General features: G+C 74.8%; 20 protein-coding genes, 1 pseudogene and 1 riboswitch. Of the genes and pseudogenes, 5 read left to right on the plus strand and 16 right to left on the minus strand.

All coding sequences use genetic code 11. The features are described from left to right. Window positions 1–13: 13 nt before the first annotated feature. The 3 genes from HDA31_RS26770 to HDA31_RS26780 are packed head-to-tail and all read right to left on the minus strand — an operon-like array spanning window position 14 to window position 3,599. Window positions 14–2,272: a heavy metal translocating P-type ATPase gene (locus HDA31_RS26770; RefSeq protein WP_178063105.1), complete on the minus strand. Its 2,259-nt coding sequence runs from the start codon at window positions 2,270–2,272 to the stop codon at window positions 14–16. Window positions 2,273–2,284: 12 nt separating this feature from the next. Further along, complete coding sequence (locus tag HDA31_RS26775; RefSeq protein ID WP_178063104.1) at window positions 2,285–3,358, minus strand: DUF8832 domain-containing protein; 1,074 nt, start codon at window positions 3,356–3,358, stop codon at window positions 2,285–2,287. Window positions 3,359–3,389: 31 nt separating this feature from the next. Continuing rightward, on the minus strand, window positions 3,390–3,599 hold the full coding sequence (locus HDA31_RS26780) for a heavy-metal-associated domain-containing protein (protein WP_178063103.1): 210 nt from the start codon (window positions 3,597–3,599) through the stop codon (window positions 3,390–3,392). Between the two features lie 149 nt (window positions 3,600–3,748). Between HDA31_RS26780 and HDA31_RS26785 the strand changes: the two genes are divergently transcribed. Then, a complete protein-coding gene (locus HDA31_RS26785) occupies window positions 3,749–4,051 on the plus strand; it encodes a metal-sensitive transcriptional regulator (RefSeq protein ID WP_074475193.1) in 303 nt (100 codons plus the stop codon). Window positions 4,052–4,236: 185 nt separating this feature from the next. Here HDA31_RS26785 and HDA31_RS26790 read toward each other — a convergent pair whose 3' ends face one another. The 3 genes from HDA31_RS26790 to HDA31_RS26800 all read right to left on the minus strand — a co-directional run bounded on the left by HDA31_RS26790 (window position 4,237) and on the right by HDA31_RS26800 (window position 7,838). Further along, the gene (locus HDA31_RS26790) at window positions 4,237–4,911 is read right to left on the minus strand and encodes a DUF305 domain-containing protein (protein WP_178063102.1); all 675 of its coding nucleotides are present in this window, start codon (window positions 4,909–4,911) and stop codon (window positions 4,237–4,239) included. Window positions 4,912–4,995: 84 nt separating this feature from the next. Beyond that, the gene (locus tag HDA31_RS26795; RefSeq protein WP_178063101.1) at window positions 4,996–5,610 is read right to left on the minus strand and encodes a hypothetical protein; all 615 of its coding nucleotides are present in this window, start codon (window positions 5,608–5,610) and stop codon (window positions 4,996–4,998) included. A gap of 143 nt (window positions 5,611–5,753) precedes the next feature. Continuing rightward, window positions 5,754–7,838, minus strand: coding sequence for a heavy metal translocating P-type ATPase (locus HDA31_RS26800; RefSeq protein ID WP_246384302.1), 2,085 nt, complete (start codon window positions 7,836–7,838; stop codon window positions 5,754–5,756). 369 nt (window positions 7,839–8,207) lie between these two features. On the opposite strand from HDA31_RS26800, the gene HDA31_RS26805 reads away from it, so the two are divergent. After that, window positions 8,208–9,632 (plus strand): YibE/F family protein, encoded by a 1,425-nt coding sequence (locus tag HDA31_RS26805; protein ID WP_178063099.1) that lies wholly within the window; start codon window positions 8,208–8,210, stop codon window positions 9,630–9,632. Between the two features lie 166 nt (window positions 9,633–9,798). Further along, window positions 9,799–9,929, plus strand: a riboswitch (cyclic di-AMP (ydaO/yuaA leader). A gap of 4 nt (window positions 9,930–9,933) precedes the next feature. Then, window positions 9,934–10,959, plus strand: coding sequence for a coiled-coil domain-containing protein (locus tag HDA31_RS26810; RefSeq protein ID WP_178063098.1), 1,026 nt, complete (start codon window positions 9,934–9,936; stop codon window positions 10,957–10,959). Window positions 10,960–11,134: 175 nt separating this feature from the next. Here HDA31_RS26810 and HDA31_RS26815 read toward each other — a convergent pair whose 3' ends face one another. Then, entirely contained in the window at window positions 11,135–11,854 is a 720-nt protein-coding gene (locus HDA31_RS26815; protein ID WP_178067061.1) for a carbonic anhydrase, read from the minus strand. Between the two features lie 193 nt (window positions 11,855–12,047). Here HDA31_RS26815 and HDA31_RS26820 point away from each other — a divergent pair. Next, a pseudogene (locus HDA31_RS26820) lies at window positions 12,048–12,356 on the plus strand (helix-turn-helix transcriptional regulator); the annotation flags it as partial. 158 nt (window positions 12,357–12,514) lie between these two features. Next, window positions 12,515–13,711, plus strand: coding sequence for a type VII secretion-associated serine protease mycosin (gene mycP, locus HDA31_RS26825; protein WP_246384299.1), 1,197 nt, complete (start codon window positions 12,515–12,517; stop codon window positions 13,709–13,711). Between the two features lie 18 nt (window positions 13,712–13,729). Here mycP and HDA31_RS26830 read toward each other — a convergent pair whose 3' ends face one another. From HDA31_RS26830 to HDA31_RS26870, 9 genes are all read right to left on the minus strand, one after another. After that, complete coding sequence (locus tag HDA31_RS26830; protein ID WP_178063097.1) at window positions 13,730–15,043, minus strand: WXG100 family type VII secretion target; 1,314 nt, start codon at window positions 15,041–15,043, stop codon at window positions 13,730–13,732. A 17-nt stretch (window positions 15,044–15,060) separates the two neighbouring features. Then, window positions 15,061–15,600, minus strand: a complete 540-nt coding sequence (locus HDA31_RS26835; protein WP_178063096.1) for a hypothetical protein — start codon at window positions 15,598–15,600, stop codon at window positions 15,061–15,063. A 37-nt stretch (window positions 15,601–15,637) separates the two neighbouring features. Next, window positions 15,638–16,987, minus strand: coding sequence for a S8 family serine peptidase (locus HDA31_RS26840; protein WP_178063095.1), 1,350 nt, complete (start codon window positions 16,985–16,987; stop codon window positions 15,638–15,640). Window positions 16,988–17,069: 82 nt separating this feature from the next. Continuing rightward, a complete protein-coding gene (locus HDA31_RS26845; RefSeq protein WP_074475200.1) occupies window positions 17,070–17,351 on the minus strand; it encodes a WXG100 family type VII secretion target in 282 nt (93 codons plus the stop codon). Between the two features lie 28 nt (window positions 17,352–17,379). Then, window positions 17,380–17,688, minus strand: coding sequence for a WXG100 family type VII secretion target (locus HDA31_RS26850; protein ID WP_043961610.1), 309 nt, complete (start codon window positions 17,686–17,688; stop codon window positions 17,380–17,382). Between the two features lie 221 nt (window positions 17,689–17,909). Beyond that, the gene (locus HDA31_RS26855; protein WP_074475201.1) at window positions 17,910–18,167 is read right to left on the minus strand and encodes a hypothetical protein; all 258 of its coding nucleotides are present in this window, start codon (window positions 18,165–18,167) and stop codon (window positions 17,910–17,912) included. 12 nt (window positions 18,168–18,179) lie between these two features. Then, window positions 18,180–18,905 (minus strand): hypothetical protein, encoded by a 726-nt coding sequence (locus tag HDA31_RS26860; RefSeq protein WP_074475202.1) that lies wholly within the window; start codon window positions 18,903–18,905, stop codon window positions 18,180–18,182. A gap of 31 nt (window positions 18,906–18,936) precedes the next feature. After that, the gene (locus tag HDA31_RS26865; RefSeq protein WP_074475203.1) at window positions 18,937–19,230 is read right to left on the minus strand and encodes a hypothetical protein; all 294 of its coding nucleotides are present in this window, start codon (window positions 19,228–19,230) and stop codon (window positions 18,937–18,939) included. A gap of 18 nt (window positions 19,231–19,248) precedes the next feature. Then, a complete protein-coding gene (locus HDA31_RS26870; protein ID WP_282323776.1) occupies window positions 19,249–19,671 on the minus strand; it encodes a YbaB/EbfC family nucleoid-associated protein in 423 nt (140 codons plus the stop codon). Window positions 19,672–19,718: the final 47 nt, after the last annotated feature.

Consider the following 19,718-nt stretch of genomic DNA (forward strand, 5'->3'; position numbering starts at 1 on the left):
GCCCGCCAAACCCTCAACCGACGCGGGCCGGCCGGAAGCGGCGCAGGCGGAGGCTGTTGGCGACGACGAAGACCGAGGAGAACGCCATCGCCGCCCCCGCGATCATCGGGTTGAGCAGGCCGGCGACGGCCAGCGGGAGGGCGGCCAGGTTGTAGGCGAACGCCCAGAACAGGTTGCCCTTGATGATCGCCAGGGTGCGGCGGGACAGCCGGATCGCGTCCACGGCGGCGGTCAGGTCGCCCCGGACGAGGGTCAGGTCGCTGGCCTCGATCGCCACGTCGGTGCCGGTGCCCATCGCCAGGCCCAGATCGGCCTGGGCGAGGGCGGCGGCGTCGTTGATCCCGTCACCGATCATCGCCACGGTGCGACCGGCGGCCTGGAGCTGCTTCACCACGTCGACCTTGTCGGCGGGCAGCACCTCGGCGGTCACCTCGGCGATGCCGACCTCGGCGGCCACCGCCCGCGCCACCGTGGCGTTGTCGCCGGTGAGCAGGATCGGCGTGAGGCCGAGGGCGCGCAGCCCGGCGACGGCCGCCGCGCTTGTCGCTTTCACCACGTCGGCCACCGCGAGCATCCCCCGGGCCCGGCCGTCCCAGCCGGCCAGCACGGCCGTCCGGCCGGCGGCCTCCGCGCCGGTCACCGCCCGTTCGATCTGCTCCGGTACGTCGAGTCCGCGCTCCCGCAGCAGCCGGGGCCGCCCGACGGTCAGCTCGCGGCCGTCGACCGTGCCGGTGACGCCGAGCCCCTCCACGGTGACGAAGCCGGTGACCGGGGCGAGCGGGCCGGCGTCGGCGGCCCCGGCGGCCACCGCGCGGGCGACGGGGTGCTCGCTCGCGGCCTCCAGCGCCCCGGCGAGCCGGAGCAGCTCGGCGGCGTCCTCGCCGTCGGCGGCCACCACGTCGACCAGGGCCATCCGGCCGGTGGTGACGGTGCCCGTCTTGTCCAGCACCACCGTGTCGACCTGCCGGGTGGATTCCAGCATCTCCGGGCCCTTGATCAGGATGCCGAGCTGCGCGCCGCGCCCGGTGCCGACCAGCAGGGCGGTCGGGGTGGCCAGGCCGAGGGCGCACGGGCAGGCGATGATCAGCACCGCCACGGCGGCGGTGAACGCGGCCGCCGGGCCGGCCCCCGCGCCGAGCCACCCGCCGAGGGTGCCGGCGGCGAGCGCGATCACGATCGGCACGAACACCCCGGAGATCCGGTCGGCCAGCCGCTGCACGGCGGCCTTGCCGGTCTGGGCCTGCTCGACGAGCCGCGCCATCTGGGCGAGCTGGGTGTCGCCGCCGACCCGGGTCGCGGTGACCACCAGCCGGCCCCCGGCGTTGACGGTCGCGCCGACGACGGTGTCGCCGGGACCGACCTCGACCGGCACGGACTCGCCGGTGAGCATGCTGGCGTCGACGGCCGAGGTGCCCTCGTCGACCACCCCGTCGGTGGCGATCTTCTCGCCGGGGCGGACCACGAACCGGTCCCCCACGACGAGCCGGTCCACCGGGACCCGGGTCTCCACGCCGTCGCGCAGCACGGCGACGTCCCGCGCGCCCAGCTCCAGCAGGGCGCGCAGCGCGGCACCGGCGGTCCGCTTGGCGCGGGCCTCGAAGTAGCGGCCGGCGAGGATGAACACCGTCACCCCGGCCGCCGCCTCCAGGTAGATGTTGCCGGCCCCGTCGGTGCGGGTGATGTCGAGCCGGAACGGGTGGGTCATCCCCGGCTGGCCGGCGTCGCCGAGGAACAGCGCCCACAGCGACCAGCCGAACGCGGCCAGGGTGCCCAGCGACACGAGGGTGTCCATGGTCGCCGCGCCGTGGCGCAGGTTGACCAGCGCGGCCCGGTGGAACGGCAGTCCGCCGTAGACCACGACCGGGGCGGCCAGGGTCAGCGACAGCCACTGCCAGTAGTCGAACTGCCAGGCCGGGACCATGGCGAGCACGACCACCGGCACGGCCAGGGCCACGGACACCCAGAGCCGGGTACGCAGCCCGCGCAGCTCGTCGACCGGCTCGGCGACGGTGGTGGCGGCCGGCTCGGGCGGGGGCGGCAGGGCGGCCGTGTAGCCGGTCTTGGTGACGGTCGCGATCAGGTCGTCGGGGGTGACGTTGCCGGGGTACGAGATGGTGGCCTTCTCGGTGGCGTAGTTGACCGTGGCGGTCACGCCGTCCATCCGGTTGAGCTTCTTCTCGATCCTCGCGGCGCAGGACGCGCAGGTCATGCCGCCGATCGCCAGCTCGATGCGGTTCGGTGCGACCGGTAGCGGTCGCGTGGGCGAGCTCATCGCTGCCTCCCGTCAGTCGTGCCCGTGCCCGGGGACGCCGTGGCCGGCGTCGGCGGTCGGGGTGCTGGTGGCGGCCGGTGTGCCGGTCGCCGTCGGTGTGCCGGTCAGCGTCGGCGCGCCGGTCGCCCTCGGTTCACCGGTCGTGGCCGGTGCGCTGGACGCCGTCGGTGCGCCGGTCGCCGTCGGTCCGCCCGACGCGCCGGGGCCGGCGGGGGTGTCGGCGACGACGGTGAACTCGACGGTGCGCACCGCGTCGCCGTGCCGAAAGTCGAGGTAGAGCCGGTAGACACCGGCCGAGGGAAACTCGGCGGAGAAGCTGACCGCCGGCCCCGCCGGGGTCGCCCCGTCGCCGGGCGCGCCTGCCGGATGCACGTGCAGGTACGCAAGGTCGCCCTGGCGCAGGGCCACCAGGTGCCCGTACGCGCCGAGGTACGGCTGGAGGTCGGTGACCGGCGTGCCGTCCCGGCTGACGGTCAGGGTGAGCCGGCTGGCCCGGCCGGGCTCGGCCGTGCCGTCCAGGGTGACCGTGTAGCCGTCGACGGTCGTGGCGGTCGCCGGCGGTGGCAGCGGCCGGGCGTCGAGCGCGCCGGGGACGGTGACGTCGACGCCGAGGGTCAGCGCCGGCCCGCCGGTCGGGGTGAAGTCGGCGAACGCCCGCCAGACGCCGGGGCCGGCGAGCGGGGACGCCACCCGCCAGGTGCCGTCCGGCCCCGCCTCGGGGTGGACGTGCCGGAAGCCGGAGAGGTCCCGCCGGGCGACGACCAGGTGCATCGGCTTGTCGTGGGCGACCTCGTAGCGGGTGACCGGCCGCCCGTCGGGGCCGGTGATCCGGAAGGCGAACTCGCCAGCCGGCGCGGCCAGCGGGGCGAGGGTGTAGCCGCGGTCGGAGACGAGCAGCCCGCCGGGCAGGTGGGCGGTGGGGGCGTCCCCGGCGTCGGCCCCGGTGGCGCCGCTGGCGTGGTCGGCGTCGTGACGGGTGTCGGCGGCCGGGGTGACGGGGCCGACCACCTGGCCGACCCCGTACGCCGCGCCGAACACCGCGGCCAGGCCGAGGGCGAAACCGCTCAGCTTCGTCGCCGTGTTCATCGTGTGCCTCGTTCTCTCCGCAGGGGCGGCGTCACGCGCCGACGAGGGTGTATCCGGCCTCGTCGACGGCGGCGCGCACGGTTTCGGTGTCCAGCGGGTTGTCGCTGGTGACGGTGACCCGGCCGCCCTCCAGGTCGACCTTGACGTTGGTGACGCCCTCGATCGCGCCGACCTCGGTGACGACCGAGCCGGCGCAGTGCCCGCAGCTCATTCCCCGCACCTCGTACGTCGTGCTGACCATCGCTCTCTCCTTCCGCTGCACCTCACGTTACCCCCGGGGGGTAACCGGGAGGCGGGCCGGCCACCTTCGAAACGCCAGCAATACCGGGTGGGGGTATCTGACGCAGGGAACCGTACCATACCCCCAAGGGGTATGCTAACCTCGGCCGCATGACCGGACCCGTGCCCACCCCGACCCGGGGGTACACCGCCAGCAAGGACCAGTTGCTCGCGCGGCTCCGCCGCGTGGAGGGTCAGGTCCGTGGCATCGAGAAGATGGTCGACGAGGACCGCTACTGCATCGACGTGCTCACCCAGATCTCCGCGATCCAGGCGGCCCTGGACAAGGTCGCCCTCGGCCTGCTCGACGGGCACGCCCGGCACTGCATGCACGAGGGCGCCGTCGAGGGCCGGGCCGACGCGATGGCCACCGAGATGATGGCCGCCGTCGGCCGCCTCATGAAGCGCGGCTGACCCCCGCCCGGCCCGCCCGACGCCCCCGGCCCCGCTGACCCCGCGCCTACTGACCCCGCCCAGCGCGGCTCGGGGCTCGCCCCGCGCGCCGACAGGGCGCTTGATCGACTTCATGTCGGCGACATGGGGGCATCCCGAGCTGCGGATACCCCCACCTCGCCGGCATGACGCGTGGTGCCCGGCCGTCAGAGCCGGGCGAGGATCTTCCTCATCTGGTCGACTTCGCCCTGCTGGCTGGTGGCGATCTGCTGGGCCAGCGCCTTGGCAGCAGGGTTCGCCCCCTCGGCCAACTCCTCCCTCGCCATGGCGATCGCGCCCTCGTGGTGGGCGATCATCATGGTCAGGAACTGCCGGTCGAAGCCGACGCCGCGCGCGCCGGCCAGCTTCGCCATGTCCGCCTCGGACATCATCCCCAGCATCTCGTGGTCCATCTCCGGCATGTCGTGCCCGTGCCCCGGGGCGGGCGACGGGACCGGCCGGCCCCACCCGGTCAGCCAGCCGGTCATGGTGGCGATCTCCGGTGCCTGGGCGACCTTGATCGCGGCGGCGAGCCGCTTGACCTCCGGGTCGGCGGCGCGGGTCTCGGCCAACTCGGCCATCTCCACGGCCTGCCGGTGGTGCGGGATCATCATCTGGGCGAACATCACGTCGGCGTCGCCGAACGCAGCCGCCCCGCGCGTCGGAGTCCCGGCGGCAGTGGCACCAGCCGTGGTGGTGCCGGTCGTGGTCGTGCCGGCGGCGGCCGGCTCGTCGTGGCTGGGCGAGCCGTGCTCGGTGGAGCCGCAGGCGGCCAGGCCGAGGACGGCGGTCAGGGCCACGCCGGCAAGGGCGACGCGGCGCGCGAACGTACGAGTGGTCATGGTGGATCCTTCGGTCTCGGTCACGTACATGGGCAGGACGGAGACACGGGTCACCGGCGGAGCCGGGCACCGCGCCGGGGCGTCCTACGTACGCGACACCGAGACCTCGGCAAGCCGAAGGCCGAGCGGGCGGGGTGGCGGGGCGCGCGGTCCGGCGGGCCCGCCATCGGGCCGCCTGCCGGGCGGACCGGCCGCCCGGGCCCCGGTCAGCAGGAGCACGGCGACGAGCAGGGCCGCCCCGAGCGCGCCGAGCACCGCCAGGCAGGCGCTCCACCCGGACGACCCGTCGGCGCGACCACCGTCCGCGAGCAGCCGGTCGGGCGCACACCCACCAGCCGGACAGCCGGTGTGGGCACCCACGGTGACGGCGGCGACCACGCCGACGCGGACGGCCACTCCACCGGCGAACGCCCGGAGCGCATCCGCGCCCCCGGCAAGCGCCACGGGAACAGCCGCGCCGCCGACAAGCGCCACGGGGACACCCATTCCGCTGGCGAGCGCCACGGGAGCACCCGTGCCGTCGGCGAGCGCCGCCGGGGCCGGGTGGGCGTCGCGCGGTGTGGCCCCGTCGTGGCCGGAGTGGGTGCCGCCGGAGTGCGCGCCGTGGCCGAGGGTGTGCATGGCGGCGAGGCCGACCAGGGTGCAGAGCAGCAGCGCCAGGCGGCCCCACCGCCCGCCCGCCACCGCCCTCGTCCGCACACCACCACGCTAGAGCCTCGGCCGAGGTCGACCCACGCCGCCTCGCGGATGCGGGCGCGGAAGGTGACCCGGCACCACGAGCCGGGCCTGTGCCCGGCACTCCACTCACCAACACTCGTTGAGGCCCTCACCCCTGCCCGGCATCAGCCGGGGGTGAGGCGGACCCGGCGGAGCAGTTGGGCGTTCAACGCCACGACGATCGTGGAGGCCGACATCAGGATCGCCCCGACCGCCGGGCTCAGTGCCACCCCGGCCCAGGCCAGCACCCCGGCGGCCAGCGGCAGGGCCACCACGTTGTAGCCGGCCGCCCAGGCCAGGTTCTGCACCATCTTGCGGTAGGAGGCCCGGGAGAGCCGGGCGACCGCCGCCACCCCGCGCGGGTCGGACGAGGCGAGCACCACCCCGGCGGACTCGATCGCCACGTCCGTGCCGGCCCCGATGGCGATGCCCACGTCGGCGCGGGCCAGCGCCGGGGCGTCGTTGACCCCGTCGCCGACCATCGCCACGGTCAGCCCGCGTCGTTGCAGCTCGGTCACCTTTCCGTCCTTGTCGGCCGGCAGCACCTCCGCGAAGACCTCGTCGACCCCGGGACGGAAGCCGAGGTCGGCGGCGACCGCATCGGCCACCGCCCGGGCGTCCCCGGTGATCATCGCGATGGTCCGGATGCCCTGGGCGCGCAGCTCGGCGATCGCCTCGCGGGCCTCGGGGCGTGCTTCGTCGGCGAGGGCGAACGCGCCGAGCACCGTGCCGGGGAGGCGGACGAGGTGCAGCACGGCGGCCCCCCGCCCCGCCCAGCCGGCGGTGGCCTGCTCCAGCTCGGCGGGGAGGCCCGCGCCCAACTCGCGCAGCAGCGCAGGCCCGCCCACCGCGTATTCCGTGCCGTCGATCGTGGCCCGCACCCCACGGCCTGGCAGGGCGCGAAAGCCGGTGGCAGGCGGGTGCCCGCCGCGCTGCTCGGCGGCGGCGACGATCGCGCGGGCCAGCGGGTGCTCGCTGTCCGCCTCGACGCCGGCGGCCAGCCGCAGCAGTTCGTCCTCGCTGGTGCCGGCGGCGGCCGCGACGCCGGTCACGGCGTGTTCGCCCCGGGTCAGGGTGCCGGTCTTGTCGAACAGCACCGCGTCGACGGTGCGCATCCGCTCCAGCGCGAGACGGTCCTTCACCAGGATACCGGAGCGTGCCGCCACCGCCGTGGACAGCGCGATGACCAGCGGGATCGCGAGCCCCAGCGCGTGCGGGCAGGCGATGACCAGCACCGTGACGGTCCGCACGACGGCCTCGTCGGGGTCGCCCAGGGCGGACCAGACCACGACCGTCAGCACGGCGGTGGCGGTCGCGACGTAGAACAGCCAGGCCGCGAAGCGGTCGGCGAGCACCTGGGCCCGGCCGCTGGAGCGCTGCGCCTCGGCGACCATGCGCTGGATGCCGGCGAGGGTGGTCTCCTCGCCGGTGGCCTCGACCTCGACCCGGATCGCCGAATCCGTGGCCACCGTGCCCGCCACCACCCGGTCGCCGGCCGACCGGGTGACCGGGCGGGACTCGCCCGTGATCATGGATTCGTCCAGCTCGGCGTCGCCGTCGACGACCCGGCCGTCGGCCGGCACCCGACCGCCCGGCCGGACCAGCAGCACGTCGCCGACGCGCAGCCCGGCGACCGGGACCCGCTCGGTGCCGCCGTCCGGGCGGACCCGCTCCGCGTCGTCGGGCAGCAGCGCGGCCAGCGCCGCGAGGGCGCCCCGGGCCTGGCCGATCGCCCTCATCTCCTGCCAGTGCCCGAGCAGCATGATGGTGACCAGCGCCGCCAGCTCCCACCAGAAGTCGAGGTCGAACGCGCCGGCGCTGGTGGCCAGCGACGCGACGTATGCCACGCTGATCGCCATCGCGATGAGCAGCATCATGCCCGGTGCCCGGTCGCGCAGCTCCCGGACCGCGCCGACCAGGAACGGCCACCCGCCCCACCAGAAGACCGCCGAGCCGAGCACCGGGCCGACCAGGGCCCGGCCGGGGAACTCCAGCGAGTAGCCGAACCAGTCCATCACCATGTGGCTGGTGACGACGATCGGCAGGGTCAACGCGAGGCAGGCCCAGAACCGGCGGCGGAACATCTCCGGGTCGTGCCCGGCGTGCTTGTCGTGCCCGCCGTGCCCGGCATGGTTGTCGCGCTCGGCATGGGTGGGGTGCCCGACATGGGTGGGGTGCCCGGTGCGATTGGCGTGCGCGTCGTGGGCCATGTCTCCAACATGCCCTGCCGCCCGTCGATCCGGCGGCATGTCGGCCATGTGGCGGTATCACGGCGGCCGGAACACCGCCATGTCGCCGACATGGTGTCGGTCGACCTGCATTCGCAGGTGAGGGTGGCTACGATTCCGGGCGGTGGGACGCGGGATGCCGCTCCGGACGGCCGGCGGAGCGGGAGACCGGGGCCGACGGAGAGGGAGACCCGGGGCCGGCGGAACGGGAGACCGGGCGGCCGGAGGAACGGAAGGCCGGGCGGGCCGGGCGGCGGGAGCCGGGCGGCCGGCGCCGACCGATCGCCCGCCACGCTGAACCGTCCGGGCCGCCGGGCCGTATCCCGCGCTGACACCGTTTGGAGATCGTCGATGGGCGCCGACCACAACCGACCCGCCCCGCCCACCCCGCCGGGGGTGCGGCGGGTCCTCGTCGCGACCGTGGTGCCCCTCTTCGTGATCACCGTGATCGCGGCGGTCGTCCTGTGGCCCCGCGACGGCGGCCCGGAGGTCGACGGCGGTTCGCCGGTGCCCCGCTACCACGGCACGGTGACCCGGGTGGTCACCGAGGAGTGCCCGCCGCAGCCCGAGACGCCGGAGGGCGGCGGGCCGGGCGTCGCGGACGGCCCGTGCGGCACCGTGACCGTCCGGGTGGAGCAGGGGCCGGACGCCGGGCGGCAGGTCGAGACGCCGGTCCCGACGGGCCCCGGCGCGCCCACCGTCGCCGTCGACGACCGGATCGTGCTGGTGAAACTCACCGATCCGGCGGACCCGACCGCGAGCGCCTACAACATCGCCGAGCACCAGCGTGGCGCCCCGCTGATCTGGCTGGCGGTGGTGTTCGCGCTGGCGATCGTCGCGTTCGGCCGTTGGCGGGGGGTGGCCGCCCTCGCCGGGCTCGCCGCCACCTTCGCCATCCTGCTGACCTTCGTGCTGCCCGGCATCGGCGCGGGCGGGTCGCCGCTGCCGATCGCCGTCGTCGGCTCCGCGCTGATCATGTTCGTGGTGCTGTACCTCACCCACGGGGTCACCGCGCAGACGTCGGTGGCGGTCCTCGGCACCCTGGGCAGCCTGGTTCTCACCGGCCTGCTGGGCACGCTGGCCACGGCCGCCACCCACCTCACCGGGTACGGCAGCGAGGACGCCACCACCCTGTCGATGTTCCGGGGCGACGTGGACCTGCACGGCCTGCTCCTGGCCGGCATCATCATCGGGTCGCTCGGGGTGCTCGACGACGTCACCGTGACCCAGGCGGCCACCGTCACCGAGCTGGCGCACGCCAACCCGGGGCTGTCCCGGTTGCAGCTCTACCGGGCGGCCACCCGCGTCGGCCGGGCGCACATCGCCTCGACGGTCAACACGATCGTGCTGGCGTACGCGGGTGCGTCGCTGCCGCTGCTGCTCCTGCTCACCGCCGACTCCCGCCCCGTGACCGAGATCCTGACCAGCGAGTTCCTCGCCCAGGAGATCGTCCGCAGCGCGGTCGCCACGCTGGGCCTGATCGCCGCCGTGCCGCTCACCACCGGGCTGGCCGCCGTGGTCACGGCGGCAGGACGCACGGCGGCGGCGGGACCCACGGCGGGGCAGGGGGCCGCGCCCCGGACCCGCCCGGCGGGCGGCGGGGACGTGCCGGCGGCGCGTACCCACGGGGGCGGGCGGCGGACCGCGGACCGCGATCTCGCGCTGGAGGCGCTCGGCGGCGGCCGGGCGGCCGAGGGGTTCCCCGACGACCACGCCCCCACCCACCCCCCGGCCGGACGGCCGCACCGAGAAGGAGGCACGGAGACCGCATGGTGACACTGCGCAGCGTGACCGGCGGCGGCATCCGCCCTGAGAAGCGCATCACTGATTACCGACGGCGATTACGAAATGACGCTTTTAGTCGGCATCCGGACGTAGCTCCCCGCATGTGCTCTCGGGTAACCTCGCTGCCGGTCACCGCCGAAGGCGCGAAGCGGCGCCTGCGGTGCCGCCGCCCAATCGCCGCGAGGCGAGCCGGGGAACCAGGTGCCCGGGGTGAATCCGCGCGAGCGGTAGGGGCCGCTTCCGCCCCGAACCCGTCAGCTAACCCGGTCGGCGGTCGATGGAAGGGAACACTGTGACGGCACCCCTGCACCGCTGGTTGACACCCGTGGTGGCCGTGCTCGCTGCCCTGGCGGTCGTCGCCGGGCCGGCCGCCCCGGCGCTCGCCCTGCCCGCCGCCGCCCCCCAGCCCTCGGGGCACGAGGAGGACGACGAGCCCCAGCTCATCACCGACGTGATCGAGGCGACGAACCGGGACTACGTCCAGGCCAAGTCGAAGCTCGAAAAGTCCAAGAAGCGCCAGGCCCAGCTCGCCGACGAGGTGCGGAAGGCCCAGGAGGAGCTGGACGCGCTCGCGCCGCAGGTCGGCGAGATGGCCGCGCAGTCGTACCGGACCGGGCGGGTCGGCGCGATGGCGATGCTGCTGGAGAGCAACAGCCCGGACTCGTTCGTCAAGCGCGCCTCCGCCCTCGACGAGCTGAACATGGTCAACGCCAACAAGCTGGCCGAGGTCAGCGCGGCGAAGAACCGCGCCGAGCAGGCCAAGCTCGCGCTCGACGCCGAGGTGCGCGAGCAGCAGAAGCAGGCGTCGGTCATGGCGAAGAAGAAGCACGACGCCGAGAAGGCGCTCGCGCTGGTCGGCGGCAAGGGCTTCACCGGCGGCCTGGTCAACGCCACGTCCCCGGTCGCGCGGATCGCGCCGGGCCGGACGTCGGACGGCACCTGGCGGCCGGAGTCGTGCAGCGAGAACGACCCCACCACCTCCGGCTGCGTGACACCCCGCACGCTGCACGCCTACAAGGAGGTCAAGCGGGCCGGCTTCAACCGGTTCGTGGGCTGCTACCGGCCGGGCGGGCCGTGGGAGCACCCCAAGGGCCGGGCCTGCGACTGGTCGCTCCAGAACAGCGGCTTCTCCCCCTGGCACAACAACGACACCCGGATGTACGGCAACAACCTCGCCGCGTTCCTCATCCGCAACGCCGACCGGCTCGGCATCTACTACGTCATCTGGAACCGGCAGATCTGGTTCCCGGCGAACGGCTGGAGTTCCTACAGCGGGCCGTCCAACCACACCGACCACGTGCACATGTCGCTGCTCTGAGGCGACGCGCCGCGCACGACGAGAGGGGCCGCTCCGCTACGGGGCGGCCCCTCTCGCGTCGCGTCCCGGGCGCGCCGGGCTCAGGTCACAGCACTGGGCGTCGGTGCGGCGCTGGGCGGCGGGCGACAGCGGCGGGCGGCGGTAGGCGGCCGGTGACAGCGGCGGGCGGCGCGTCTCAGGCGGCGGCAGCAGCCGGGGTGGGGTCCGTGGCCATGGCGGCCGGCACGGCGGCCACCGTCCGCACCCCGCCGGCACTGAGCCGGTACGACATCCCGACGACCGCGCACCGGCCCGCGTCGACCTCGGCGGCCAGCACGGGCGACCGGTCGAGCATCGCCTCGACCGTGCACGCGATGTGGATGTCGACGATCTCGTCGATGCTCTCGACGCCCCGCTCGGCGGCCCGGTGCAGGCTGGGCACCACGGCGTCCACCACGGCCCGCAGGTTTCCGGCGGGCTCGCTGCCGGTGCCGGCCGCCGCCTTGGCCGCCTGCACCGCCCCGCAGGAGTCGTGGCCGAGCACCACCACCAGGGGGGTGCCCAGCACGGTCACGGCGTACTCGACGCTGCCCAGCACCTCGGGGCCGACGGTGTGCCCGGCGGTGCGCACCACGAAGAGGTCACCCAGGCCGCGGTCGAAGATGATCTCGGCGGCGAGGCGGGAGTCGGAGCAGCCGACGATCACCGCGAACGGGTTCTGGCCGTCGGCGACGGCCGCCCGGTGGTCGGCGTCCTGGTTGGGGTGGCGCGGCGCCCCGGTGACGAAGCGGTGGTTGCCGGCGTGCAGCTCGGCGAGGGCCCGGGCCGGGGTGCAGCGAGCACCCGGGGTACCCGGTTCGCCCGGTCGCCCGACGGACGTGCGGGGATCGAGCTGCCCGGAGCCCGCCTGGGCCATCGACATGCTGGACTGCTCCATGCCCCATCACCTCGTCATTCACGCGCACGACCAGTTCCCCCACGGTCACACGCAGCAAAAGGCACGTCAAGCGTTACGTGATACACATTTCCTGCGTTGGGAAGGGGTTGCGCAGGCCCGTGCCTCGGTCCGCGCAGGCCCAGGAGCGTGGGCGTCGTCGCCGAGCCCTAACATGTCGGACATGGCGACGACAGCAGGCGGGAACGGGAGCACCCGGAACTGGACGTTCCTCACCAACCACGGCCACGTCCTGCTCGCCATCGCCCGCAACCCGACCGCCCGGCTGCGGGACGTCGCGGACGAGGTGGGCGTGACCGAGCGCGCGGCCCAGGCGATCGTGGCCGACCTGGAGGCCGGCGGCTACCTGCGGCGGACCCGGGTCGGCCGGCGCAACGAATACACGGTCAACCCCAGCGGCCACTTCCGCCACCCGGCCGAGGCGGACCGCCAGGTCGGCGACCTGCTCGCCCTCTTCACCACCGAGCAGGCCGAACGGCGCACCCCGGACGGGGCCGAACGGCGTACACCGGACGAGGCCGAACGACCGGCCCCGGACCAGGGCGAACGGCGCACCCCGGACCAAGCCGGGCGGCAGGCCCCAGGTGGGCACGCCCCGGGCCAGGCCGGGCGGGACGCCGGGTGACCGGGCGGGCCGGGCTGCGGCGGGTCGCGCCGCCCGCGCTGGCGGCGCTGCTCGCCGCCGCCGTCGTGCCGCCCGCCCCGGCGTCGGCCGCCCCGACCTGCGGGCCGACCGGGAACCCCGCGCCCACCGGGGCGCCCTGGGCGCTGACCCGGCTCGACCCGGCCTCGGCCTGGCGGGTCACCCGGGGCGAGGGCGTCACCGTGGCGGTCGTCGACTCCGGCGTGTCGGCCACCCACCCGCTGCTACGCGGCCAGGTGCGCCCCGGCCGGGACTTCAACGCGCTGCCCAGCAACGCGGGGCAGTGCGACGCGGCCGGGCACGGCACGATCGTCGCCGGCATCATCGCCGGCCGGGAGGGCACCGGCTCGCCGTTCACCGGCATCGCGCCGGCCGCCCGGATCCTGCCCGTACGCGTGCTGCCGGACACCCGGCGCACCAACGACGAGGGCCTGCCGGCACAGATCGGCCTGGCCATCCGCTGGGCCGTCGACCAGGGCGCCGACGTGATCAACCTGTCCCTGGTCACCCTGCCCCGCCCGGAGCTGGCCGCCGCCGTCGAGTACGCCCTCGCCAAGGGCGTCGTCGTGGTGGCCGCCGCCGGCAACCGCCAGGAGCAGCAGCAGGACCTGCCGGCCTACCCGGCGGCGTATCCCGGGGTCATCGCCGTGGCCGGCGTCGACGCGCAGGGCGGCCACGTCGGCAGCTCGGTCAGCGGGGACTACGTGGACATCGCCGCCCCGGGGCTGGACATCGTCGGCCCCGCGCCCCGGGGGCAGGGCTACCTCGCCGAGCCGCAGGGCGGCACGAGCTTCGCCGCCGCGTACGTCTCGGGGGTGGCCGCGCTGGTCCGCGCCGCGCATCCGGATCTCACGCCGGACGGGGTGGGCTACCGGCTCACCCGCACTGCGGACAACCCCCCGGACGGGCACAACGCCGAGGTCGGGTACGGGGTGGTGAACCCCTACCGGGCGGTGACCAGCGTGCTCGGCACGCGCAGCGACCCGCCGCCCGGGGCGCTGGCCGCGCCCGCCCCGCCGCGCGACCCGCTGGGCTGGCAGCGGGCCGTGGCGGTCTGGGTGGCGGCGGTCGGCGCGGTCCTGGCCGGCGCGCTGCTGGCCGTCAGGCCGATCCTGGCCCGGGGACGGCGTCGGGGCTGGCGGCCGGGCCGCCGCCCCTCCACCGTCGAAAGCTGACCCCGGCCGGCCGCACGGTCAGCGCAGGATGCCGGGGGTGGCGTCGCCGCCCGCGCCCCAGACGTCCTCGTCCTCCTCCAGCCAGGTGTTGCGCACCTGCTCCTCCTCGCCGTAGCCGGCCCCGCCCGCCGCGCCGGCCAGGCCGCCCCGCCCGGCCGTCGCGCCGCCCGGCCGGCCGGCACCCGCCGCGCCCCGGCCGCCCGCGCCCCGGGCACCGGCACCGCCGGCCGTGCCGGGGGCCACCATGCCGCCCATGCCCGGCTTGCCCGCGCCCAGCCGACCGCCCGCGCCCCGGCCCGCCGCCCGGCCCGCGCCGGCCGCGCCGCCGCCGAGCATCGGCGGCAGCCCCGGGCTGACCGTCTTGCCGAGCGCACCGCCGCCGGGAATGCCGCCGCCCGCGCCGCCGGTCGACAGGCCCGCGCCGCTGCCGCCGCCCAGCCCGCCCCCGCCGAGGCCGGTGGTGGCCGGCCCGCCGGCACCGGCCAGGCCCGTCCCGTAGTCGTCGTCCAGCCCGCCCGGGTCCACGGACCCGGTGTCGGGAAGGTCGGCGACGGGGGTGAGGTCCGGGTGGGTCGTCGACCCGAAGTCGGGCTTGCCGTCGCCGACCTCCGGCAGGGTGCCGATGCCGCCCGGGGAACCGCCGCCGACGCCGCCGGTCGACGGCATGCCGCCCACCGACGGGACCCCACCGACGCCACCGGCGCCCGGGCCGCCGCCGAGGTCCGGCACCTCCGTGGGGCCCGTGCTCAGGCTGCTGGGGGTCACCGAGCCCGGCGCCTCCATCGTGCGGTCCTTGAAGTTGCCGTTGACCTCGTCGTAGACCTTGCGGGCGTCGCCCTCCTGGTCGGAGAACCAGCCCGTGACCCAGTCGCCCACCTTGCCGAGCTGCTCGACGGGCCAGCTGCCCATGACCTCCGCCGTGACCCGGGTCTCGAACAGCCCCACCCCGAGGGTGATCTCGCCGTTGCGGGCCGCCAGGACGTCACCGACGCAGGCCGCCGGGATCGGCATCTTGTTCTGGGCGTCCTCCAGCTGGCTGGCGGCCGTCTCCAGGGTGGTCACGATGCTGACCTTGCCCCGCCCCGGGTTGTCGATGTCGTCGACCATCGACCTGGCGTTCTTGGCGAGCCCCTCGATGTGCGTCTTGAACGCCTCGTAGGCCGGGCCCTTCCAGACCACGCCGAGGTCCTTCACGTTCTTCTCCAGGCTCTCCCGGACCTGATCGACGTTCTTGATCAGCTCCTTCCAGCCCAGCGCGGCGCTCTGCACGTCGGCCGGGCGGCCGTCGACGAGCACCTCCCGGGCCATGTCCTCCCAGCTCTTGTCGCCCACGTTCCGCTCCCGTCGATCTAGCTGCCGCCGCGGGCGGCGTCGGTGAAGGCCTGCTGCATCTCCTGCGCGGTCATCTTGTTGGCCCCCTCGGCGGTCTCGTAGTTGCGCTTCACGGTGCGCAGCGCCTCGGCCGCCGAGTAGAGGTTCTCCGAGAGGGTGCGCAGCCCGCTCTCGGTGCCGCTGTAGACCTGCTGGTGCCGCTGGGCGAGTTGCAGGGCGTACGGGAAGCCACCGAGCGGCCCCTTGCCGGCGACGGCCTCGCCGCCGCCGAGCTTGTCGGAGATGTCGGCCATGTCGTAGGAGAGCCGGTTGAGGTAGCTGGCGTGCGTCTCCAGCCAGGTGATCGCGGAGTCGAGGTTGCCGGCGTCCCACTCCGTCTCGACGCCCTTCTCGCCCGCGCCGGCAACCAGCCCGCTCGGCGTCTCGGCCTGGTCGACGCCGATGCGGTCGAAGCTGATCCCCCGGATGTCGACCATCCCCGGGTAGGCCGCGTTGACCGGCAGCGGCACGGGCAGGTCGATCTCCACCCGGTCCGGATCGTGCTGTTCGTCGCTCATGATGCCCCTCCCTGGCCCCGTTTCTCAGGTGTCGGTGTCAGCGCGGCTGCGGCCCCGCCGGGCCGGGCGGCCGTGCCTGCGGCGGCGGCCCCGGCGGGTGCGGCCCGGGCGGGTGCGGCGGTGGGACGCCGAGCGGTGGCCCCGGCGGGTACGGCCCGGACGCGTAGGGCCCCGGCGGGTACGGGCCGGGCGGGACACGGCGGCGCGCCGCCCGGCGGTTGACCACGACCAGCCCCACCACCAACGCGCCGGCCAGGAGCACCACGAGCAGGCAGAGCGCCAGCCGGAACGGGGCGTTGTCGCCCAAGCTCACGGAGACCGCCGGCCGCCCGTCGGCGGGGTCGTCGCCGTCGTCGGTCGCGGCGGGGCCACCCGGCTTCGCGGACGCGCCGGTCAGCAGCGGGTTGCCGGTCACCTCGGGCACGGCGGCGGTCAGCGCGGCCAGCACGTCGACGCCGCCGAAGCCGTACTCCGGGTCGCGGCCCGGGGCGCCCCGGTCCCGCGCGGTGCGGATCAGCCGGTTGACCACGTTGGCGGCGTCGAGCCGCGGATAGCGGGACCGCACCAGCGCGGCGACCCCGGAGACGATCGCCGACGCGTTGCTGCTGCCGTCGCCCACGCCGTAGCCGTTCGGCGACACCGGCGGCGGCACCGTGCTGATGATCCGTTCGCCGGGCGCGGCGATCCCCACCTCCGGGCCGGTGACCGACCCGCTCCACCGCGAGCCGTTCTTCCCGGTGCCCGCGACCGCGAGCACGCCGGGGACGTTGGCCGGCGTCGGCACGCCCTGGCTGGCGGCGCGGTTGCCGGCGGCGGCCACCAGCACCGCGCCCTTGCCGAGCGCGTACTCGACGGCCTCGGTGACCTGGGGGTCGTCGCCGGGGGTGCCGACGGACAGGTTGATCACGCCTGCTCCGGCGTCGGCCGCCCAGCGGATGCCGCCCGCGATGTCCCACTCGCGCGGCTCGCCGAGGGCGACCGGCAGGATCTTCGCCTCCGGGGCGATGCCGAGCAGCCGCATGGACCCGCCGCCCCGGCCGGCGATGATGCCGGCCATCGCGGTGCCGTGGCCCTTCTCGCGGTCCGGGTCGGCCTGGCCGTCGGCCCGCACCCCGCTGGACCGCGAGGTGCCCCTCAGGACCTGCCCCCGCAGGTCGGGGTGGGCGGCGTAGACCCCGCCGTCGATCACCGCGACCGTGACGCCCGCGCCCCTGGTCAGCTTGTGCGCCTCGGGGATGCGCAGCGTGTCGAGGTGCCACTGGAGGCCGCGCACCGTGTCGGCGGCGCGCGCCGGGGCAGGCGCGGTCAGCAGGCCGCCGGCCACGGCGGCCAGCGCCAGCATGGCGGCGGACCGCCGCAGCGGTCGCCGGTGTCCCCCCGTGTGCATCGTCCTCCCCCGGCCCTCGTCTGCCGTCACGCAGAACGGCTCCGGCCCGGTCGAGCCGGACCGGAGCCGCGTCGGCGTCAGCTCAGCTGTTCCACACCCGGGAGTTGCTCATCTCCGTGGTGACGTAGTTCTCGCGGGCGATGCCGACCGCGCCGCCGATGTCGTTCAGGATCTTGTTGATGTCCCGGACGGCGGCGTCCCACTGCGCCTGGTGCTGCTCGTAGGCGGTGCGGTCCTCGCCTTCCCAGTGCAGCTTGCTGAGCATGGAGCGCAGCGTGTCGAGCTTCTCGTCGATGGTCCGCGAGATCGCGGTCATCTGCTGGTGGCTGCTTTCGAGGACCGCGTAGTCAACTTTGATGCTCATGATTTCCTCCCCTACGCCTGGCTGCCGGTCACGGGTTCAGCGCAGCGTGGAACTTGTCCAGCATCTGCTGCTGTTCCTCGTCGTTGACCTGGTGGGTCGTGCCGGACTTGTCGAGCAGGTCGGCGATGTTGTCCATCGCGGTCAGCAGCTTGGCGGTGTCCTCGTTCCAGCGCAGCATGAGCTGCTGGAAGCCGGAGGACGCCTGCCCCTTCCAGGCCATCGCCAGGTCGTCGACCACGTTCCACAGCTTCTTCAGCTCACCGTCGACATCGCCGCGCGTGGACCGCACGTCATTCGCCGCGGTATGCAGAGTCGATGCGTCGACCTCGAACGCCATGCTTCACACCCTTCCGTCATCGTTGTGGCGGCGGAACTCTGCCGCGCCCCTCCCCCGTGGCAAGGCGACCAACCCCACCGACGGACATTCAGGATGCACCGTAACCGACCTCGTCCAACCCGCGCAGCCCTGCCGCGGCGTCGTGGCCGCCCGAACAGGGTCCTCCCGGAGGGATCGCCCCAGCGTGGACCGTCCCCAGCGGACCCGGGCCGCGCCCCGGCTCAGGAGGGCCGACGGTACGACCGCACGTGCAGCACCACGCCGAACACCAGCAGCGCGGCCAGCAGCACCACGGCCGCCCAGAGCACCGGCTTCTCCAGGGCCCGGTCCAGCACCACCGGCAGCAGCGCGGCGATGCCGACGAGGACCGTCGCCTCGCTGGCCCGCTTCGCCCAGGTCGCCCGCGTGAGCTGCGCGACCAGCCCCAACACGAGGAAGACCGGGATGGTGACCAGGGCCAACACGAAGAGCGTCACCATGTCGCCCGCCTCTCACTGGTAGAACTTGGAATCCTTGACCCAGTCGATCTTGATGTCCTTGATGTCGGGGTCGGTCCCGGTGGCCGCCCAGCCCGGGCGGGAGTCCGACACGAAGGCGAACCGGTTGTTGTGCTGGAACCCCGCCATCACGGTGGTGAACAGCGCGCTGATGTCGCCGAAGACCAGGGCGAGGATCGCCACGCTCACGGTCAGCCCGGCCACCCCGATGGCCTCGGCGATGGGTGCGGTCGGCGGGAACGCCTGGAGGGCGACCGACGCGATCACAGCGATCAGGATCGGGATCAGCGCCTCGACCAGCGCGTCGACGGCGTCGTTGAAGGCGTCCCGGGCGGCGGTGAGGCTCTCCTTGTTGGCGTTGAACGCCTCGGCCAGCGAGTTGATCTCCGCGCCCAGCTTCCGGAGGAACAGCTCGAACGCGTCCCGGTCGTCGAAGTCCCACTCCTCCGCGGACGGCGGCACCTCGCCCAGGGCCGCGCCGAACTGGTCCGCGCCGAGCAGGCGGGCGGCGTCGCCCCACTCCTTGATGGACTTGTTGACCTCGTCGTTGTCGAACGTCTCCAGATAGGCGATCATCACGCCCAGGAAGCCCGCGCCGACCAGCCACATCCAGTTGGCCCGGGCCGCCGGGAGCAGGCCCCGCACCGGGGCCGTCGTCGCGGCGACCGTGTGCGTGCCGGTCACCGCGCCGGACGCGTTGGCGATCAGGATCTCCGTCATCGGTGCTGCCCCCCGTCGCGCCCCCGGCCGGTCACTTGACCACCCAGGGCTGATCCGACTTCTCCCAGTTGTTGGCGGTCTGTTCGAGCTGCTGGGCCGCCCGGTGCAGGTGCTCGATGCCGGTCTTCACGTTCTCCAGGTGGCCGTCGACCGAGGCGTTGTGCGCCTCGACGGTCGCGCCGCCGAAGAGGGTCAGCGACCCACCCGGCAGCTTCACGCTCTCCAGCAGCGACTGCACGTTGCGCAGGTACTGGATCGGGCCGTCCGGGGCGTCGAGCTTCTGGCCCGCCCTGCGGATCGCGTCGACGTCGACCGTGTTCGCCATCGTGTCTCCCTGCCGGACTCAGCGGCGCAGGCCGCGGAACGGGTCGCCCAGGTCCACCCCGAACCGGCGGAACCAGTCCTCGGGTGTCAGCGTGCCGGCCTGGGCCTGCCGGACCAGCTCGGAGCCGCCGAGCATCTCGGTGAGCAGCTCCTGCTGGTGCTCGCCGAAGGCCGCGTACGCCGCGTCGATCGCCGCCTGGAGCGACTCCGCGAGGGAGAAGCTGTCCAGCCGCATCGCCCGCGCGTTGATCTCGATGTCGCCGACCTTCATCTCGCCGTCGACCGTGACGCTGACCAGGCCGTCCGGGCTCTCCCCGGTCACCCGCAGCTCGGCGCGCTGCCGCTGGAACTCGGCCAGCCGACGCTGCTGCTCCTGCGCCTGACGCAGCATGCTCTCGACGGCGCCGTTGAGGCCGCCGTATCCCCCCGAGGTGCTCACCACGGTCCCTTCTGCACAACCGACGATCGGCCCGACGCTACCGGACCGGG

Origin of the sequence: Micromonospora carbonacea, assembly GCF_014205165.1 — a bacterium.
GTDB classification, from domain to species: Bacteria; Actinomycetota; Actinomycetes; order Mycobacteriales; family Micromonosporaceae; genus Micromonospora; species Micromonospora carbonacea.

Coding starts and splice junctions, on each gene's coding strand:
- HDA31_RS26845 (WP_074475200.1), bottom strand. CDS start 17,351: ATGAGCATCAAAGTTGACTACGCGGTCCTCGAAAGCAGCCACCAGCAG.
- HDA31_RS26785 (WP_074475193.1), top strand. CDS start 3,749: ATGACCGGACCCGTGCCCACCCCGACCCGGGGGTACACCGCCAGCAAG.
- HDA31_RS26805 (WP_178063099.1), top strand. CDS start 8,208: ATGGGCGCCGACCACAACCGACCCGCCCCGCCCACCCCGCCGGGGGTG.
- HDA31_RS26860 (WP_074475202.1), bottom strand. CDS start 18,905: ATGACGGAGATCCTGATCGCCAACGCGTCCGGCGCGGTGACCGGCACG.
- HDA31_RS26850 (WP_043961610.1), bottom strand. CDS start 17,688: ATGGCGTTCGAGGTCGACGCATCGACTCTGCATACCGCGGCGAATGAC.
- HDA31_RS26770 (WP_178063105.1), bottom strand. CDS start 2,272: ATGAGCTCGCCCACGCGACCGCTACCGGTCGCACCGAACCGCATCGAG.
- HDA31_RS26840 (WP_178063095.1), bottom strand. CDS start 16,987: ATGCACACGGGGGGACACCGGCGACCGCTGCGGCGGTCCGCCGCCATG.
- HDA31_RS26865 (WP_074475203.1), bottom strand. CDS start 19,230: ATGGCGAACACGGTCGACGTCGACGCGATCCGCAGGGCGGGCCAGAAG.
- HDA31_RS26790 (WP_178063102.1), bottom strand. CDS start 4,911: ATGACCACTCGTACGTTCGCGCGCCGCGTCGCCCTTGCCGGCGTGGCC.
- HDA31_RS26835 (WP_178063096.1), bottom strand. CDS start 15,600: ATGAGCGACGAACAGCACGATCCGGACCGGGTGGAGATCGACCTGCCC.
- HDA31_RS26815 (WP_178067061.1), bottom strand. CDS start 11,854: ATGGCCCAGGCGGGCTCCGGGCAGCTCGATCCCCGCACGTCCGTCGGG.
- HDA31_RS26780 (WP_178063103.1), bottom strand. CDS start 3,599: ATGGTCAGCACGACGTACGAGGTGCGGGGAATGAGCTGCGGGCACTGC.
- HDA31_RS26775 (WP_178063104.1), bottom strand. CDS start 3,358: ATGAACACGGCGACGAAGCTGAGCGGTTTCGCCCTCGGCCTGGCCGCG.
- HDA31_RS26800 (WP_246384302.1), bottom strand. CDS start 7,838: ATGGCCCACGACGCGCACGCCAATCGCACCGGGCACCCCACCCATGTC.
- HDA31_RS26855 (WP_074475201.1), bottom strand. CDS start 18,167: ATGGTGACGCTCTTCGTGTTGGCCCTGGTCACCATCCCGGTCTTCCTC.